At 48.9% G+C, this 18,147-nt stretch carries 18 protein-coding genes and 1 pseudogene; 9 read left to right on the forward strand and 10 right to left on the reverse strand.

Features of this window, described 5'->3' with window-relative positions; genetic code table 11:
* Positions 1–249: 249 nt before the first annotated feature.
* Entirely contained in the window at positions 250–453 is a 204-nt protein-coding gene (locus J7E21_RS05145; protein ID WP_215105365.1) for a hypothetical protein, read from the forward strand.
* Positions 454–522: 69 nt separating this feature from the next.
* The gene (locus J7E21_RS05150; RefSeq protein WP_215105367.1) at positions 523–1,122 is read left to right on the forward strand and encodes a histidine phosphatase family protein; all 600 of its coding nucleotides are present in this window, start codon (positions 523–525) and stop codon (positions 1,120–1,122) included.
* Positions 1,123–1,332: 210 nt separating this feature from the next.
* On the opposite strand, the gene J7E21_RS05155 is transcribed toward J7E21_RS05150, so the two are convergent.
* Complete coding sequence (locus J7E21_RS05155; RefSeq protein WP_215105369.1) at positions 1,333–1,548, reverse strand: hypothetical protein; 216 nt, start codon at positions 1,546–1,548, stop codon at positions 1,333–1,335.
* A 111-nt stretch (positions 1,549–1,659) separates the two neighbouring features.
* Here J7E21_RS05155 and J7E21_RS05160 point away from each other — a divergent pair, with 111 nt between their 5' ends.
* A complete protein-coding gene (locus J7E21_RS05160; RefSeq protein ID WP_215105371.1) occupies positions 1,660–2,121 on the forward strand; it encodes an SRPBCC family protein in 462 nt (153 codons plus the stop codon).
* A 233-nt stretch (positions 2,122–2,354) separates the two neighbouring features.
* Positions 2,355–4,358 (forward strand): ABC1 kinase family protein, encoded by a 2,004-nt coding sequence (locus J7E21_RS05165; RefSeq protein WP_215106131.1) that lies wholly within the window; start codon positions 2,355–2,357, stop codon positions 4,356–4,358.
* Between the two features lie 684 nt (positions 4,359–5,042).
* On the opposite strand, the gene J7E21_RS05170 is transcribed toward J7E21_RS05165, so the two are convergent.
* Both J7E21_RS05170 and J7E21_RS05175 read right to left on the reverse strand, forming a co-directional pair.
* Positions 5,043–5,933, reverse strand: coding sequence for a DMT family transporter (locus tag J7E21_RS05170; RefSeq protein ID WP_215105373.1), 891 nt, complete (start codon positions 5,931–5,933; stop codon positions 5,043–5,045).
* Positions 5,934–6,123: 190 nt separating this feature from the next.
* Positions 6,124–6,369 carry a VOC family protein gene (locus J7E21_RS05175; RefSeq protein WP_353047728.1) on the reverse strand — a complete coding sequence of 82 codons (246 nt, stop codon included), beginning with the start codon at positions 6,367–6,369 and terminating at the stop codon, positions 6,124–6,126.
* Between the two features lie 126 nt (positions 6,370–6,495).
* Here J7E21_RS05175 and J7E21_RS05180 point away from each other — a divergent pair.
* The 3 genes and pseudogenes from J7E21_RS05180 to J7E21_RS05190 form a co-directional block, all read left to right on the forward strand.
* Positions 6,496–6,837, forward strand: a pseudogene (locus J7E21_RS05180) (YeeE/YedE thiosulfate transporter family protein); the annotation flags it as partial.
* Between the two features lie 284 nt (positions 6,838–7,121).
* Positions 7,122–7,916 carry an AraC family transcriptional regulator gene (locus J7E21_RS05185; RefSeq protein WP_215105375.1) on the forward strand — a complete coding sequence of 265 codons (795 nt, stop codon included), beginning with the start codon at positions 7,122–7,124 and terminating at the stop codon, positions 7,914–7,916.
* 37 nt (positions 7,917–7,953) lie between these two features.
* Positions 7,954–8,514 (forward strand): TVP38/TMEM64 family protein, encoded by a 561-nt coding sequence (locus tag J7E21_RS05190; RefSeq protein ID WP_251047789.1) that lies wholly within the window; start codon positions 7,954–7,956, stop codon positions 8,512–8,514.
* 48 nt (positions 8,515–8,562) lie between these two features.
* Here the strand turns inward: J7E21_RS05190 and J7E21_RS05195 are convergent, their stop codons facing one another.
* The 5 genes from J7E21_RS05195 to J7E21_RS05215 form a co-directional block, all read right to left on the reverse strand.
* Positions 8,563–10,158: a long-chain-fatty-acid--CoA ligase gene (locus tag J7E21_RS05195; protein ID WP_215105377.1), complete on the reverse strand. Its 1,596-nt coding sequence runs from the start codon at positions 10,156–10,158 to the stop codon at positions 8,563–8,565.
* A 211-nt stretch (positions 10,159–10,369) separates the two neighbouring features.
* On the reverse strand, positions 10,370–10,930 hold the full coding sequence (locus J7E21_RS05200) for a GNAT family N-acetyltransferase (protein WP_215105378.1): 561 nt from the start codon (positions 10,928–10,930) through the stop codon (positions 10,370–10,372).
* A 374-nt stretch (positions 10,931–11,304) separates the two neighbouring features.
* Positions 11,305–13,731: a DNA topoisomerase IV subunit A gene (gene parC, locus J7E21_RS05205; RefSeq protein WP_215105379.1), complete on the reverse strand. Its 2,427-nt coding sequence runs from the start codon at positions 13,729–13,731 to the stop codon at positions 11,305–11,307.
* Positions 13,728–15,698: a DNA topoisomerase IV subunit B gene (parE, locus tag J7E21_RS05210; RefSeq protein WP_215105380.1), complete on the reverse strand. Its 1,971-nt coding sequence runs from the start codon at positions 15,696–15,698 to the stop codon at positions 13,728–13,730. Before parE ends, parC begins: the two co-directional genes overlap by 4 nt.
* A gap of 117 nt (positions 15,699–15,815) precedes the next feature.
* Positions 15,816–16,256, reverse strand: coding sequence for a CoA-binding protein (locus tag J7E21_RS05215; RefSeq protein ID WP_251047790.1), 441 nt, complete (start codon positions 16,254–16,256; stop codon positions 15,816–15,818).
* A gap of 101 nt (positions 16,257–16,357) precedes the next feature.
* Here J7E21_RS05215 and plsY point away from each other — a divergent pair, with 101 nt between their 5' ends.
* Both plsY and J7E21_RS05225 read left to right on the forward strand, forming a co-directional pair.
* Complete coding sequence (gene plsY / locus J7E21_RS05220) at positions 16,358–16,948, forward strand: glycerol-3-phosphate 1-O-acyltransferase PlsY (protein ID WP_215105381.1); 591 nt, start codon at positions 16,358–16,360, stop codon at positions 16,946–16,948.
* 21 nt (positions 16,949–16,969) lie between these two features.
* Positions 16,970–17,266 carry a HesB/YadR/YfhF family protein gene (locus J7E21_RS05225; RefSeq protein ID WP_215105382.1) on the forward strand — a complete coding sequence of 99 codons (297 nt, stop codon included), beginning with the start codon at positions 16,970–16,972 and terminating at the stop codon, positions 17,264–17,266.
* A gap of 34 nt (positions 17,267–17,300) precedes the next feature.
* Here the strand turns inward: J7E21_RS05225 and J7E21_RS05230 are convergent, their stop codons facing one another.
* Positions 17,301–17,612 (reverse strand): hypothetical protein, encoded by a 312-nt coding sequence (locus tag J7E21_RS05230; protein ID WP_215105383.1) that lies wholly within the window; start codon positions 17,610–17,612, stop codon positions 17,301–17,303.
* A complete protein-coding gene (locus tag J7E21_RS05235) occupies positions 17,587–18,039 on the reverse strand; it encodes an acyl-CoA thioesterase (RefSeq protein ID WP_215105385.1) in 453 nt (150 codons plus the stop codon). The genes J7E21_RS05230 and J7E21_RS05235 overlap by 26 nt, the downstream gene beginning before the upstream one ends.
* Positions 18,040–18,147: the final 108 nt, after the last annotated feature.

Genomic DNA, 18,147 nt, shown 5'->3' on the forward strand with positions numbered 1-18,147 from the left:
CCTCTACTATAAAAAAAATAGTAGGACAAACCAATGCCTTGGTCCGTCCTACTAATCTTAGTATGTTTTTTATTTGTGGTTAGCTTTAAAATTTTATAATGTAGTAAACTACATAAGGTTTATTAAAATTATAATACAAGCCACCAAACAATTAGGCAACCGGAAAAGGATTTAACAACTCTTGCATTCTTGCATCCTTTTCGTCAATATTGAAAGCACAGGACATAGCAATTGGAAAGGATGTTCAAAGTGAACTATCTAAAGTCAAGGGAAAATTCGTATGCCGCGCTTCTAAGCGGACTAATACTAGGCGTCGTCATCGCATTCCTGATCAATGACGACCCGGACACCTCAACTTTGATTGCGGCCGGAGCGATCGGCGTCGTAATCGGGGAAGCCATTATGTTTTGGCGCTGGCACCGACAAAAAAAGTCAAACAATCCTGAAAGCTGAAAACCGGCAAAGTAGAGCGAGTTAAACTATATGGATTATTAATCTGCAAAAGAAGGGAAGTAGAATAGCATGACCACTATTTGCTTGATCCGTCACGGAGAAACGGAATGGAATAAACTCGGGCGCATACAAGGAACAACTGATGTGCCGCTCAATGAAAGAGGAATCAGCCAAGCACAAGCGTGCGGTGTCCATTTGCTTGCGGAAGAGTGGGATGTCATCGTCACCAGCCCGCTAGAGCGCGCAAGGCAAACCGCGGCCATCATCAACGAAAACTTAGGGCTGCCGCTAGTGGAAATGGCGGAATTTCAAGAAAAGCATTTCGGCAAAGCGGAAGGCTTGACGGCGCAGGAGCGCTACGGGCTGTATCCGGACAAAAATTACCCGGACCAGGAACAGGTGGATATGTTCCGCAGGCGGCTTGTCAGCGGACTGACACAGCTGAACGAGCAATTTGGAGATAAACGTATACTGGTCGTCGCGCACGGCGGCGTCATTCATACGATCCTGGAGCAATTGGCATTCGGGGAGTTTGACGCAGCCACCGTTCGTCTGCAAAACGGTGGCATGAACCGGATCAAGTATACTGAGCAGCGCTGGAGAATTCAAGCGTGCAATTTCGTAGGGCATTTAGTGGCTTTGGAAGTCGAAACAAAGACAAATCCATAGTTATGCGCTCACAATAAAAACCTGAACAAGGGAACACTAATCCACTTGATAAAGGCATTTACCACATCAGAAATGCTTGTGGAAAAAGGGCGAGAAATACTCAAGTTATATGAAATACGACCTGACTAGTAGAAAGAAAACTGTTGAACTAGTGAAAAATGGCAAAAAAAAAAGAACCGTCGTGGGTTGCGACGGTGTTGTCCATAGTAATCAGCGCTTTTTTTTGGCCACATTAGGTGGGGCAGTCTCTTTTGGCCCATCAAATATGCCGCGGCGGTAAACAAAAACAACGAGTGCCGCCATAAACAAGGCAGAATTAAACCAAAAGACCAGGTCGTTCAAATTGCCGCTGAAGACCAAAGTGTTGATAACGGTCAAAATATGCATGACCAATAATAAAATTAATAAAATCGTTGAGGTTCTCATAACATCACTCCAAATTTAGTGGGTTCCATTCTATTGTAACCGAACAGCAATGCTTGCGGCAGTGAAATATGGCAATCCGGAAAATACGCAGAACAGGAAGGAATGACCGAGATGGTGAAATGGAAAGAGCAGTTGACTATTGATGCATCGATTGAACGGGTATGGGCCCTTTTCCAGGATGAATCGATCCAGCACATCATGCCGAAAGTCGAAACACATGAATTAGTGGAAGGCACAGCCAATAAGGCAGGCGCGAAGCACGCACAAGTTTACACGGAAGGCAAACAACAACAACGCTATATTGTTGAAACTGTATCGTACGTTGATGAGCCGGACCGCAAATACCGCGAAACAGCATTTGCGATGGGGCAGATGTTTCGTGTTCGCTATCATTTCCTCCTTGAGAAAGTAGACAATCAGTCGACGCGTTTTACATACGAAGGCGAAAACAAAGGAATGAACTTGACCGGAAAGACAATGCTGTTGGCAGGCAGCAAAAAAGCAGCGCGCCAGACGGTGCTGGACTTTATGAACCGGGTGAAAAAACAAGCAGAGCAGCAGCCATCACACTAGAGATGGTTTTATTAAAAATACATGTAGTAAACTACATAAGGTTTTATGGAAAAAGAAAAGAATGCCCTCAAGCAAAATTATCGAACAAATAAGAAAAAGCAGGAAGGGCATGTAAGCATCTCGAAACTATATCTTATCAAAGCTTTCATCATTTATGCCATCCACAAATAAATTCGAAAAGGTAAAGACTTTGTACTGAAGTACAGATCAAAGTCGGGGGAAGGAGAATGGCTATGGTCATTTATATACGGATGATTGCAGAAATGCTAATCATTGCGTTATTCATTTATTTTGTCAGCGGCCGTCTGATGGGTTCAAAGGTGAATTTCCTCAAACGCTTGCTATCTGTCGTGCTAGGAGTCGTTTTGACGACATTCGTTTACTGGTATTCATATTTACGCTACACCGAATTTATGGATGATGCATTTGCGACAATGCTGACAGATACGAGTACGGTCATATGGATCGGTAGCATGTTGATGATTTCTATGCTTTTTTATTTGATTTTGGAATTATTCGACCCGATCGAACTTGGCGACCGCGGAGAACGCGTCACAAACCGCAAATTCATCTGGAAACGGCTACGCAGCCGTTGGAGACGGCAAAAACGATTAAGCAAAGTGCTTGAAATCGCTGTGAAAAACGGGATTTCGAGCACGCTGAAATACGCCCGGCACCGCGAAAACAACCGTGAACTGGCGGTTGCTTTCCGCCGGACGCTCGAAGAAAGCGGCGGAGTGTTCATCAAATTCGGCCAAGTACTGTCGACAAGAACCGATTTATTTGCGCCAGTGTTCATCGAAGAACTCAGCCAGCTGCAGCAAAACGTCAAACCTTTGCCAAAAGAGAAGGTAACGGAAATTCTTAGAAAATCAATGGCGCAGCCGGTCGAGGAAGTGTTTTCAAAACTCGAAAAAGAACCGCTCGCGGCCGCATCCATCGGACAGATCCACCGCGGCGTGCTGCGAAAAACAAACGAAGAAGTCGTCGTTAAAATGCAGCGCCCGGAAGTGAGTGCCATCATGCGCGATGATTTGGACATTTTGGTGGAATTTGCCGAATGGGTATCGAGCAAATCGACTTGGGCGCAAAACATCGGTTTCCGTGAACTCGCTGTCGGATTTGCCAATGGGTTACGCGAAGAAATCGATTTTGAAATCGAAATGCGCAATATGATTCAAGTAAGCAATTCATTGGAAAAAAGTAAAAACCTCATAAAAATACCAAAAGTGTATCGGGAATACAGCAACTCGACCATTATCGTCATGCAGTATTTCCAAGGGAAAAGCATATCAAAAGGTGATGCGGTGTTTCGCCATTTCGAAGTGGAGCCGAAACAATTCGGGCGGACGGTGCTGTTTTCATTTCTTGAACAAATGCTGTTTTCTGGAATTTTCCATGCAGATCCACATCCTGGGAATATTTTCATCGATGAAACCGACGGCAAACCGATTTTACTTGATTTCGGCTCAGTCGGCCGGTTAACCCAATCTCAGCAGGAAGCACTTAACCATTTTATTATCGGCATTCAGCAAAACGATGCAGGAATCGTTCATGAAGCTGTTGTGGACCTAGTGGAAAACAGCGATAAAATTGAAGGCCATCGCCTTGAACATGCTGTTGGGGAGATTCTTTTGAAGATCGCGTATGTCGACCGGATTCCGACCGCTGAATTGATTCATTCATTGTTTGATATGATCCGTGAGTTCGGGTTGGCATTTTACCCATCCGTCGGCATTGCGCTACGTTCGATGATCAGCTTGGACAGCACATTGCATACGATTGACCCGAAATTCGATATGTTTACGGAAGCGAAAACATTCGCGAAAGAATACAAGACCTCGGTATTGAAAAAACCGTTCAAAGAGCCGCGCGCCACAAAAGAGCGTATTGAAGAAGAATTGGTATTCATGTTGCCGGAAATCGCCAAATTACCGAAACGCGTCGATCAATTGATCCGTCGTGTAGAAGGCGGCAAAGTGATTCTGCATCATGATGTATTTTCCGACAAGCACAATTCAGCCTTTGTCATGCAATTATTCTCAAGGTTCGTGCTGCTGATGTCAGGGATTACGTTCGGCATCATATCAGCAGCGCTGCTGGCAATCGCACAGTTCATCGATACGATGTATGCAATCTATTTGAACACCGCTGCATACGGTGGATTGTTCCTGTGCGTCATATTGCTCGTGCGATTGTCTATACAGGCGATACGCGACATGAAACGAAATAACTAGTTTAACTAGAAGCGAAAAAATCCCGTGCAGAGTTGTGCGGTTTTTTTCTGGTGGTGTGAAGCTTGATAAGAAAGCGTTCTATGGAGCATCAAGAGGACGGGGAGTGCAGCGAAGATTGTGGTGGGGCAAAAATCATTTTTAGTTTACATAATATAAATTATAGGAAGTTGCGTCTCGTTTGTTAAGTATGCTCATTACAGTGAGACGAAACGGAAATTTTCACTGAAACCGGCTGATTTTCACGGATTTTGTTCCCGCACATTGTTTAGATGAATTTACAGCCGATCCGTTCGGTGATTTAGTTTTCATTATAAAAACCTAAACAGCAATTAAGCATTTGCTGTTTAGGTTTTTATAATTTCGTTCGCCGCATATTCGTTCAGCAATTTTTCACATCGTGTACCATCTGCATAAAAATTTAGTTCCATAGTGTCCGGTTTATTTAAACTGCGGATTATTCTGTGGATTGCTTCAACTTCGAAAATTCGCGTACCATTCATCTTAATGTTTTAAATCACGAATTTCTTGATTTTTGATCCTTCTAATTAATCCTAGGATCCCATTATGACTTGTACTGCTAAAATTCACTTGATTTGATTCATTTTGACTTCAACATAAGGTTTTATGTATTTTCGAAAGCTCTCCGCTCCCTGCCGGCTTTTTATAGTCCGCTTCCCGTACACACTACACCACTTTTCCTGAAACAAGTGCTTTGTCCGGCTTTTCCGGCCAGTTCACGAGGAAAATCCCCAAGAAAATCAAGGCTCCCCCCATGATCAGTGAAAGCCCGACACGTTCACCGAGAATCAGCCAACCGGAAATGACGCCGAAAAATGGTGCCAGGAACAAAAACGCACTGACTTTTCCGGGATTGCCATTTTGCAGCAGGAAAAACCAAATTGCAAACTGGACGATCGATGCTGGGATTGCCAGCCAGAATAAAATGAATATGGATTGCGCATTGATGGAAAATGTTGGGTTCTCCAGGAGACTACTAGCCATCAGCAACACCACGCCCCCGAACAGCATCTGATAAGCCGTCAATACCCACGTATCCAAGCGAATCCCCCAGTGTTTGATCAAAAGCGTACCGATTGCCCAGGAAATGGCGCTGGCGAACCCAAACAACGTCCCGATTTCCAGGTTTACCTGGCTGCCCATCGTGATGAATACCCCGAAAAACCCAAGCAACACGCCGGACCACTGGACGAGGCGGTAGCGGATGCCGAGTGCGAGCGTACCGAATAACACGACCAATAGCGGATTAGTGAACGTTAAAATGGCCGACTCTCCGGCAGTTATTGTCCGCAAGCTGAGAAAAATGCAGCCCATGACGCCAGCGGTCTGGAACAAGCCGATGATGAAAATATGCAGCCAATCCGAAAGCTCGCGCGGATGCTGCCGCCGGAACAGGCGGACCAACAAGGCCATCAAAATCCCAGCGATCGTGAAGCGAATTCCGACCAACAGCAACGGCGACACGTGTTGGAGCCCGATTTTTGCGACTGCAAACGAAGAACCCATCAAACTGGTCGTGACAACCACCAACAAAGCGAATAGAAATTTATTGTTCACGAGACATCTTCTCCTTACCCCTATTGAAAATTGCTTTTCGCGGTACCACTCATAAAGTATATTGTTCCATCGTATAGGAAAACCAGCTTACATTCCCCTATTTCCGTCGTTTTTATTTTGTTTTCTCCCATATAAAAACCGAAACGGCATGGAAATCACACCGTTTCAGTTATGCTCGACTGTTTTTGCCCTATTCGTTCATCATAAGGAAATTCCACCGATGTCCGTCAACATCAGAAAAACCCGCTCCATACAAGCCATTTTTTTCGCCCGGTTGTGCATACACGGTGCCACCGGCTTGTTCGATTCGGAAAACGAAATTCTCGACTTCTTCTTTCGGCTTCGCCGATAAAGAAAACAACACTTCTGAAGCCGTTGACGTATCTGCCTCTCCCTGTTGCGTAAATGCTTTAAAGGTCTCTTCTGGAAGCAACATCACTAGCATCTGCTTGGAGCGTCAAAAACCCAGCTTGCTCATAAAATGCCTTCGCAGCCGCTAAATTCTTCACCGGCAAATTGATCCACAATCTGTTGTCCATATGCTGATGCTGGCAGTTGCGACTGGCAAGGGGCGAATGCTGCAATGCTCGAATCGTCCATCTTCGCCGATTCCACGACGATCTTGAACTTCGGCGTCATTCTCGGCGCATTCCTCGCCGCTGCTGGCGGCTTGTTCAAGTTTACGAAAATCACACTGGGCATCCGTCGTCAGGGGCTTGCTGATGGGCTGTAGTGCGCGTATGGCGTTCGGCTGCAACATCGCGCTTATTTCGGCGGCATCGCTTCATTCAGCTTGCACGGCTATATTTGGGGCATACTGACACTAGCCGATACGTTTTTCGCCTTGTATCTGCGGCCGCTATTCGGCTTGTCCGTCCCAAAATCCAACGACTCGATCTGTTAGCGGTTTTTTTACTGAAATTTAAAAGGAGGTTTCCGTATACGCGGAAATCTCCTTTTGTTCGTCTGTCATCCAATGGTTCTTTTATCGACGCGTAAAGTCAGTCAATATGCGAATGCCGTCCATCAGCTTCGTACTATATGGTAAGTTGCATCTAGTGATGGTGAAATTATCAATTGTTGCTGTTTTTTAAAAATTTCACGGAACTTTTCCCGATATTTTTCCAATCTTTTTCTTCATTCTTGCTATAATGAATGTATTCTAGCAAGTGAAAAGTGTGGGTTTATATGAAACAAAATCGCCTCATCCAGTTAATTGATTCCAGCGCCATTCCGCCCGGGCGCACGCTATCCATCCCGCTCCACCGCCACCAAAGCTCAGCAGAACTCATTTGGATGGAGCGCGGTGCAGTGGAAGTGATGATGCCCCATGCACAACTGACCTTATCTGCTGGTGAACTACTGTTGCTCCCTTCCGGCTTGTGGCATCATCTGGAGTTTCCGATGGGCAACGAACAGCGCATCCACAAGCTGGTCTTCACGCAACCCACTAACGAAGGAGAGACGCAGTTTCAGCGGGCTACAGTGAACCGTCCGGACTTTGTCGGTTCGCTGTTTGCCGAAATCGAGCGGGAACTCCACGGTACTGCATCTGGTGCCGAACAGAAACAGCGGCTGTTGCTTGAACTCCTGCTGATGGAGCTGGACCACATTCCTTTGGCGGGTCCTGGTCCTGGTGCATCTAATGCTTATGGTTTGGCACGAATTGTTTACGAACTGGAAGAAACGTGCCACTTGCCGTTTTCACTGACGGAAACGGCCGAACGGGCAGGCATCAGCAAATTCCACTTTAGCCGGCAGTTCAAGGAATTGTGCGGAGAGACGCCGCTCCAGTTCGTCATCAGCTGCCGCATGGACCGCGCACAGCAGCTACTGCTTGCGACAGAGCTAGCGGTTGCGTCCATCGCCGCTCATTGCGGCTATAAGAGCGCCACACAGTTTCACGCCGCGTTCACCCGCCATAGCGGAATAACCCCGAAGCACTACCGGAATTTCCAGCGTGAACAAGTGGCGGACTCATGATGCGCCATCGTGTGCTGCCACGTAAAGGAGAGAACTCATGTCGATAGAATTGTTTTACCGCTCTTTGGAGTTTTGTTTGCTGCTGATCGCTAATATCGCACTCGGCGCACTCGGCTTCATCCCGAGCCTGCTCATCACCCCTGTCAACCTTGACCGCTTCGGCCTCATCGGCGGCAGCGCCTTGTCGCTAAGCGGGGAGATCCTCGGAGCACTCTGCGGATTTTGGCTATACCGCTACGGGGCAAAGCGCATCCCGCCCGCTTGGCAGCAGCACCGGTGGTTTCAGTATTTCCAGCACCAACAGGTGAAGACCGTTTTTTGGTCGGTGCTGGTGCTGCGCCTGGTGCCGTTTGTACCGTCCGGTGTCGTGACAGCAGGAGCCGCCGTTACCCGTATTTCTGCTCCGGCGTTTTTTGTCGCAAGTTCGATCGGCAAACTTCCGGCGGTCGCGCTGGAAATCGCGGTCGCGTTCGGATTGACGATGCTGTTGCCGCGCAGTGTTTTGTACAGCGTATTGGGTCTGGGCTTACTCGTTACCGCAGTTACTGTGCTTTATCGCAGGCGCAGCACGCCACCATCGAATCAGGAGTCCATATAAAAAAGCGAGTGCCGATGAGGGCACTCGCTTTTTCGTTGGTTAAGTTGGTTAATTGACTTTCTTGCCGCCGCCCCAGTACATTTCGCGCAGCTGGAACTTCTGGAGCTTCCCTGTTGCCGTTTTCGGCAAGGATTCCACAAAGTCGACAGATTTCGGCACTTTAAAGCGCGACATGTTCTCGCGCGTATAGTCGAGGATTTCTTTTTCCGTCACATCCGCGCCTTTATGCAGGACGATGATCGCCTTTGGCACTTCGCCCCATTTTTCATCCGGTACCGCAATGACCGCCACTTCCGCAATCGCCGGGTGTTTATAAAGAACCCCTTCGATTTCGGTCGAGGAGATGTTTTCCCCTCCGGAAATGATCATGTCTTTGATGCGGTCCTGGATTTCGATAAAGCCGTCCGGATGCGTCACAGCCAAATCGCCTGTATAGAACCAGCCGTCGCGAATCGCTTCCGCAGTTTTTTCCGGGTCTTTGTAATAGCCCGCCATGACGACATTGCCGCGGGTGATGATTTCCCCGAGTTCTTTGCCGTTACACGCGACTTCACGCCCGTCTTCCTGGTTGACGACTTTCGTTTCGCCATTGAACGCCAGCTCAATGCCTTGGCGCGCTTTAATGCTCGCTTGTGCGTCCGCATCGAGTGCGTCGAATTCATTTTTCCATTCGCAATACAGAATGAACGGAGACGTCTCCGTCAACCCGTAGACGTGCATCATGTTGAGGCCGAGCGTCTTCTGGGCTTTGGCGATCAATGCCGCAGCAGGCGGTGCGCCGGCTGTCCCCATGCGGATCTTCGTCTTCAGCTCGATGTCACCCGCTTTCGGTTCGTTGACGAGCATGTTGACGACCGTCGGTGCGCCGCACAGCGAAGTGATGCCGTGGCTTTCAAACAGATCGAGGATAAGTGGCGGATCGACTTTCCGCAGGCAGACATGTGTCGCACCGGCCGCGGTGATCGCCCACACGCCGCCCCAGCCGTTCGTATGGAACATCGGCAAAGTATGCAAATAGACGTCATCGTATTTGATCTCCAAATGATGCAGGAAATTCGCGCCGTTCAAATAATTCGTCCGGTGCGTCTGCATGACCCCTTTTGGATTCGACGTTGTGCCACTTGTGTAATTGAGCGACAGCATCTGGTTCTCATCAAGTTCCACTTCAGGAAGGCGGTCTTCGTCTCCTACCGTCCCGATGAACTCTTCGTAATCGACACCGGTGAGGTCCGTCTCGTGCCCTTCAGCCGGCGTGATGATGTATTTCTCAATCGGTAGTTCATCTTTAATGCTTTCGATGATCTTCGCGTATTCCGCATCGACGATGAGCACCTTCGCGTCGCTGTGCTTGATGATATACGCCAGGTCTTTGCCGGACAGGCGGTAATTGAGCGGCACGATGACCGCCCCAAGCGGCGTGATGCCGTAAAACGCCTCCAGCATGTAATGTGTATTCGGCAGCATGACCGCGACGTGCTCTTTTTCTTTGATGCCTGCGTTATGTAGGGCGATCCCGAGTTGGTCGGCACGCCGTGAAAATTCCTTGTACGTAAATCGCTTGTCCCCGTCAATGACGGCTACTTTTTCCGGGTAATACTTTGTTGCGCGCCGTTTCCAGTCTAGTGGTGTCAATGGTACGATCATTTTGAAAACCCCTCTCGTGTCTCTTGTTTTCAGCTGTTATATATCAAGTATAGAAAGGCTGGGACAGGCTGTCAACGGAAGTTTCCGAATTGGCGAAAAAATGAAACAATGCAAACTTTGTGTTATAGGACAAGTTTTTTGCCACTCTTTCCTCTCGTGTGTCTTCATTTACGCTTGAGCGGCTGTCATACCGGGCAAAAAGCGGCACAGATTATTCCACGGACGCCGTGTGCTCGTAGTCGATTGCCAGAATCGCCAAATAATCGGTGTCTTCATAGACGCCGTTCATCCGGAACTCCTGCTTGAACCGCCCTTCAAAAGCCATGCCGGCCTTCTGCAGGACGTTTCGAGACGCCGGGTTCCGTACCAGGCAGCGGCCGAATAGGCGGTTCAGCCCATGTTGCGTAAAGGCGATTTCCACTAGTTTCCGGCAAGCTTCGGTCGCATAGCCTTTTCCCCATTCCGCAGAATCGATAAAATAGCCGATTTCCCCCGACTGATGGGTTTGGGAAATGTTCACCAAGCCGCAATTGCCGATATAGCGCGACGGTTCCTCTTTCGTAAAAACGGCGTATTCATAAGCACTCCCGAGTTCAAAGCTTTTCTGCAAATAGGCAAGCCAGCCGTCAACTTGTTTGCGTGGATACGGATGTGGAATCATCAGCATCATATCCGCGATTTCTTTTTGGCGGACGACTTCATAGACGGCTTCCGCCATATGGTCTTTATACGGCTTTAACAACAGCCGCTCCGTTTCGAGTATGGTGGTCATAAACGTGCCTCCTGTCCTATAGAGGATCATCCTTAAATACCAGCTTGCAGCACCTCTCTGTTCCTCTTTGACATATATGCAGCCTGTTCCTGCCCATTCAGTGGATTTTGTTCTTCTATTGAAGGATTCTCGGAATATTGTGTTCAATTGTTTTTGTTTTTCTTCTTTTTGACATTTGAATAGCAATTGCAAAAACAGGAGCTGTGTTTAATTCTCTATTCAATCTTATTATTCATAAATAACTAGGGTTTTGAAATTCTCCAATATTTATTCATTTGTTTATTTATCTAAAAGTGACAAGGATTCGCTAGTCAATAACGGTGATTCCAAAAAAAAAGACGCTGAATGAATTACTCATTCAGCGTCTTTTAGAATTACTGTTTTTTTGGAATGCGGTGAGCTGCGATCACTTCACCGTCCGATGACTCGTCGGCAATAAACGAACCATTGGAGTAGCGATCGACAGCTTTCAGGCGGCCCGGCGCAATCGAAATGCGCAAGCCTTTTGCCGTTTCGAGCATAATTTCATCCTTGCCGGTCGTGCCGAGTACGGCGACGACGCGGTGGGGATTGGATTTCAATTCACGCAGCATGATGACGCCGCGTTTGGCCCGGCTGCCGCTTTCGAATTCAGTGAGTTTCATTTTCTTTGCAGCCCCGCGTTGTGTGGTTAAGACGAGGTCTTGCGAAATGTTCGGGTCGAGCATGACGGCAGAGACTGTTTCATCCCCGTCTTTTAAGTTGAGCCCTTTGACGCCGGCGGTGCGAAGTCCGGTGATTGGTACTTCATCGAGTGGAAAACGGACGCCATATGCCATTTGAGTAGCCAAAAACAGCTCGGTTTCGGTTGTTGCAAGCCCTACAAAGATCATTTCGTCGTCTTTTTTCAAGTTCATCGTCTTAATCGCCCGTGAGTAACGCTGCACGTGGTAGTCTTTGAGCGCCGAACGCTTGACTTGGCCGAATTTCGACACCGTTAGAATGGTTGCCTCCTGGTCGAAGTCTTCAAATGGAAACACTGCGATGACCGATTCCTTCGAATCCAAGGTGACGACGCTCGATAAATGCTGGCCGAGGTCTTTCCACTTGATGTCCGGCAATTCATTGACCGGTTGGAACACGAAATTGCCGCCGGAAGTGAAGATCAACACGGTATGCTGCGTATTGAGAGTGCCTTCAAACAACAGATGATCGCTGTTTTTCATGGCGAAATCTTTGCCATTCGATGCGGCATGGGAGCGGGTGCTGGTCCGCTTTACGTAGCCCTCTTTCGTTACGGTGACAATTACTTCTTCGCTTGGAATCATGATTTCGCGCGTGATAGTCAATTCCTCGATCTTTTCTTCAATTTCAGAGCGGCGCGGTTCCGCAAATTGCTTGCGTATGTCCTGTAACTCTTTTTTGATGATGTTTTTCAGTTTCGTGGCACTCGTCAAAATGCCCGTCAGTTCTGCGATGCGTTTCCGCAGTTCTTCTTCTTCTTTTTGCAGTTCGGAAATGTCGGTATTCGTAAGGCGGTAGAGCTGCAAGGAGACGATTGCTTCTGCTTGCGGCTCGGAAAACCCGAATTTCTCGATCAAATTGTTTTTGGCATCCCGCTTGTCTTTCGACGCGCGGATCGTTTTGATCACTTTATCGAGAATCGATAAGGCTTTGATCAAGCCTTCGACAATGTGCATCCGGTCGCTCGCTTTTTGCAGGTCAAACTCCGAGCGTTTCGTCACGACTTCCTTCTGGTGTTCGATATAAGCATCGAGCATCGTCGGCAAGGTCATCATCGTCGGACGGCGGCGGTAAATCGCCACCATATTGAAGTTGTAGCTGATTTGGAGATCGGTGTTTTTATACAAATAATTCAGGATGCCGGCTGCCTGTACTTCTTTTTTCAGCTCGATGACGATGCGCAGGCCGGTTCGGTCAGATTCATCGCGTACTTCGGAAATGCCCTCAAGTTTGCGGTCAAAGCGGTGATCGTCAATTTTCTTGATGAGGCTCGCTTTGTTCACTTCGAACGGAATTTCCGTAACGACGATTTGTTCCTTGCCGCCTTTTAACGGCTCTACTGCTGCTTTTGAACGGACGGCGATTTTGCCACGTCCGGTTTCGTATGCTTTTCGTATGCCATCGACGCCTTGGATGATGCCGCCGGTCGGAAAATCCGGCCCTTTTAAAACGGTCATCAGTTCATCAATCGACGCATCCGGCTTATCGATGCGCATGAGTACCGCATCGAGTGCTTCGTGCAAAGCATGCGGCGGAATATCGGTCGCGTAACCCGCTGAAATTCCAGTTGAACCGTTGACGAGCAAATTCGGGAAACGCGCCGGCAGGACCGTCGGCTCAACATCCGCGTCGTCGAAATTCGGAATGAATTCGACGGTGCGTTTCTCGATATCGCGCAGCAGTTCACCGGAAATTGCGGACAGCCGCGCTTCCGTATAACGCATCGCAGCTGGAGAATCCCCGTCCATCGAACCGTTATTACCGTGCATTTCCACGAGCATGTGGCGGACTTTCCAGTCTTGGCTGAGCCGTACCATTGCTTCGTAAACGGAGCTATCGCCGTGCGGGTGATAGTTGCCGATGACGTTCCCGACCGTTTTGGCGGATTTGCGGAACGCTTTATCGTTGGTGTTGCCTTCGTGGTACATTGCATACAAAATCCGGCGCTGGACAGGTTTCAATCCGTCGCGGGCATCCGGCAAGGCACGGTCTTGGATGATGTATTTGCTGTAGCGGCCAAACCGATCGCCGATGACTTCTTCTAAGGGCAGATCCTGGAAACGTTCGGTTTGTGTCATACGAGTTCCTCCTCAGCGTGAATCAAATCATTTTCTAAGATGTTGCTGTCGTCCTCTAATCCGAAGTCGACGTTGTTTTCGATCCATCTGCGGCGCGGTTCGACTTTATCGCCCATCAATGTCGTGATGCGGCGTTCGGCGCGCGCCCCGTCTTCGATCATGACGCGGATCAAGGTGCGCGATTCCGGGTTCATGGTCGTCTCCCATAATTGGTCGGCGTTCATTTCCCCGAGACCTTTGTAGCGCTGGAGCATATATCCTTTGCCGACTTTTTTGATCGATGCATCCAGGTCCGCTTCAGTCCACGCATAATCGACAACTTCTTTTTTGCCTACGCCCTTGGATACTTTGTAGAGCGGCGGAAGTGCAATGAACACTTTGCCCGCTTCGATGAGTGGTTTCATGTAGCGGTAGAAAAACGTCAGCAGCAGCACTTGGATGTGTGCGCCGTCGGTATCGGCATCGGTCATGATGATGACTTTGTTGTAGGCGATATCGGCCACAGAGAAATCCGATGACACCCCGCCGCCGATGGCATGGATGATCGTTGCGATTTCTTCATTTTTCATTATATCTTCGAGTTTCGCTTTTTCGGTGTTGACGACTTTCCCGCGCAGCGGCAAAATCGCCTGGAACGTCCGGTCGCGGCCTTGTTTCGCCGAACCGCCCGCTGAGTCGCCCTCGACCAAATACAATTCGTTCTTTTTGGCGTTGCGCGACTGTGCCGGCGTCAGTTTTCCGGACAGCAGTGAATCGGATTTTTTGCGTTTTTTGCCGTTGCGCGCATCTTCCCGCGCTTTTCGTGCGGCGAGGCGCGCCTGTGACGCACGGATTGCTTTTCGGACGAGGGATGCGCTATGTTCTGCGTTTTCCTCGAGGAAATACATCAACTGCTGGGAGATGACCGCATCGACGGCACTGCGGGCTATGCTTGTGCCGAGCTTGCTTTTCGTCTGCCCTTCAAACTGCAGCAAAGCTTCCGGAATGCGCACGGAAACGATCGCAGCTAAACCTTCCCGTATGTCGGAGCCTTCAAGGTTTTTATCTTTGTCTTTTAAGAGATTGATTTTTCGTGCGTAATCGTTGAACACACGGGTCATCGCGGCTTTGGCGCCGGTTTCATGCGTACCGCCGTCGCGCGTTCGGACATTGTTGACGAACGACAGGATGGTTTCGGAATAGCCGTCATTGAACTGGAACGCGAATTCCACTTCCAAGCTGTCGCTTTGCCCTTCCATATAGGCGACCTTATGCAGCACGTCTTTTTCTTCGTTCAAGTATTCGACGAACGCTTCAATGCCCGTTTCGTAGTAAAAGCTTTCGCTCGTGTCGGTGCGCTCGTCGAGCAATTCGATTGTCGTGCCTTTCATGAGAAACGCCGATTCGCGCAAGCGCTCGCTTAGCGTATCGTAATTGTATTTCGAAATGGAAAAAATCGTTTCATCGGGCAGGAAATGGATCAACGTGCCAGTTTCCTTCGTTTTGCCGATTTCTTCTAACGTGGTGGCAGGTTTACCACCGTTTTCAAAACGCTGGCGGTATTTGCGGCCATCGCGGTGGATCGTCACTTCCAAAAAGCTCGATAAGGCATTGACGACAGATGCGCCGACGCCGTGAAGCCCGCCGCTTGTCTTATAGCCGCCTTGGCCGAATTTACCGCCAGCATGGAGCACCGTCAAAATAACTTCCGGAGTCGGTTTGCCACTTCTGTGCATTCCCGTCGGCATGCCGCGGCCGAAGTCGCGGACGCTGATGCTATTGTCTTTGTGGATGATCACCGTAATGCGGTCACCAAATCCGGCTAGTGCTTCATCGACCGAGTTGTCGACGATTTCGTAGACCAAATGATGAAGCCCTCGGGTATCGGTCGAACCGATATACATCCCCGGACGTTTTCGTACAGCATCCAGCCCTTCTAGAACTTGGATTGCCTCTTCGTTGTATGCCGTGCTGTTCGTTTTAGCCATCTATTTCCCTCCAGCAAACATTTGTTCGTATACTCTCTTCTTTTAATCGTATGCCATTTGTGCCGTTCCTGTCAATGTTCATAGAAAAAGAGCGCTAGGCGCCCTTCGTGAAACCTGCTATTTCAAGATGGCATGTTCGACTTTGATGCAACGGTCCATGATTACCGTATAGCCTGCTTCTGTAAGGCGGTTGAACACTGCTTCATCCACCACATTGAGCTGCGTCCAAAATACCGGAGCATCGACCTTGAGAAAATTTTCTGCAAGACCGGGCAAAAATTCGCTGCGGCGAAACACATTGACGATGTCGACCGGTTCCGGGATGTCCTGAAGCGTGGCATAGCTTTTCTCGCCAAGCACTCTATCCGTCTGCGGATTGACCGGGATAATGCGGTAGCCTGCATCTTGCATCGCTTTTGATACCATATAGGACGTGCGCATCGGATTCGGGCTCAGTCCGACCACAGCAATGGTTTTGGCATTGTCTAGCACTTCTTTGATTTCTGTGCGGTCTGGGTTTTTCAACAAAATCACCTGTCCTTTTAGTCTATCATACATGAAACGCGCACGTTTGTTGAATAATCCGCCATCTATTGTTTCTGTCTCAAGGCTCATGGTAAACTGTAGAAAAGAAACCTGCACCCACAAAGGAGTCAGCCATGGATATTTTTCTTCCACTCATTATCGCTTATCTACTCGGATCCATCCCTTCTGCGTTATGGATCGGAAAACTGTTTTACAACACCGATGTCCGGACCAAAGGAAGCGGCAACCTCGGGGCTACCAATACGTTTCGCGTACTCGGGCCGAAAGCCGGCTTGATCGTCACCGTGCTGGATATTTTAAAAGGCACCGCTGCTACACTGCTGCCGCTGATCATCACAACGGACGTCCACCCGCTCATTTTAGGGGTTGTCGCCGTTATCGGCCATATGTTTCCAGTATTCGCCCGCTTTAAAGGGGGCAAAGCGGTCGCCACGTCCGGCGGCATTCTGTTGGGGTACCAATGGCCGCTGTTTTTACTCGCCGTTGCCGTCTTGTTGATCGCCTTGAAAATCACCAAAATGGTGTCATTGTCGTCGATCATTCTAGCGGTAGTGTCGGTCATTTATACGATCATCTATACCTTCTATACCGAAGATTACCTGTTCTTGGCCGTGATACTTACGCTCGCTACGTTCATCATTTACCGTCACCGTGCGAATATCGCGAGAATTCGCGCGGGCACCGAACCGAAGATCAAGTGGTAGACACCGAAAGGACGTGTTTGTATGAAGATCCATTTAAGCAAGGATGCAATGGATTGGTTCCGCGAAGAAATGGAAGTTGAACCAGGAGAAGCGGTGCGGTTTTTTGTCCGCTACGGGGGTTCCGGATTGCAGCCCGGCTTTTCGCTCGGCGTCACGAAAGACAGACCGTATGAAGCGACTGTCCGCCACGAACAGGACGATGTGCTCTATTTTATAGAAGAAGCGGATCACTGGTATTTCGATGAACATGATCTCCACGTCACAGTGGATGACACACTGGATGAATTGAGTTATTCATACGGACAAAAAGAAGCATGACGCTAAATTGCGTCACGCTTCTTTTTTATTCATCCTAATCACCTATGGTATTAACCAGCTTATTCAGTTGATCGAGCCGCCCTTCTGCTTTTAGGATTTCGGCTTGTCTTGTGCCGAATAAGTCAAAATGCGGGTAGTCATTCCGCAGATCAAGCCATTCGCGCTGCAGGCCATAGCGGCTGCCCCAGTCGACCAATTTGTCGATGTCGCAACAGCCGACTTTGGTCACCGTCGTGCAGCCCGGAAAGCGATGGTCGACCCAGTAATGCGTCAAAAACGAAATTTGGCCATTTGTCACATCGTGCTTCCAGCGTTCCAGCTCAGGTCGTTGGATTCCGAACGCCATTCTTGCCCGCCCCCCTCACCACTTCTTTGTATTTTGCGTCCCATGCCGGATCGACTTTGGCGAGCGGCACCGGACGGAACGTTTCTTTTTTCACGACAACGTGCTCGGAAGTCGCTTTGGCGGCGAGCGTTCCGTCTTCGTGAAGCACCTCGTAGCCATAAGTCGTCCGCAGGCGGCCGTGCGACTCCACCCAGGTCTTGACGATTGCTTTTGTCCCGTAGCGGAGTGCAGCTTTGTATTGTATGGAGATATCGGTTACTGGCGATAAAAACCCTTGCGATTCCATCCCGGCGTAAGTAAATCCGAGATCCTCAATCAATTGCGTACGGCCGATCTCGAGCCAGATGAGATAATTGGCGTGATAGACGACGCCCATCTGGTCGGTTTCCGCATAGCGGATTTCAATTTCTTTTTCACTTATGTACATGTTCCTCACCTCTCCTCTAGTATACAGGACATTTCTTTCAATCAAAAAGCACAGGCTCCTGGAGCTTGTGCTTTTTTTGGCATAAAAAAAGGCCGCCCGGAGGCAGCC

Source organism: Planococcus sp. ISL-109 (genome assembly GCF_018613655.1).
In the GTDB taxonomy this organism is placed as follows: domain Bacteria; phylum Bacillota; class Bacilli; order Bacillales_A; family Planococcaceae; genus Planococcus.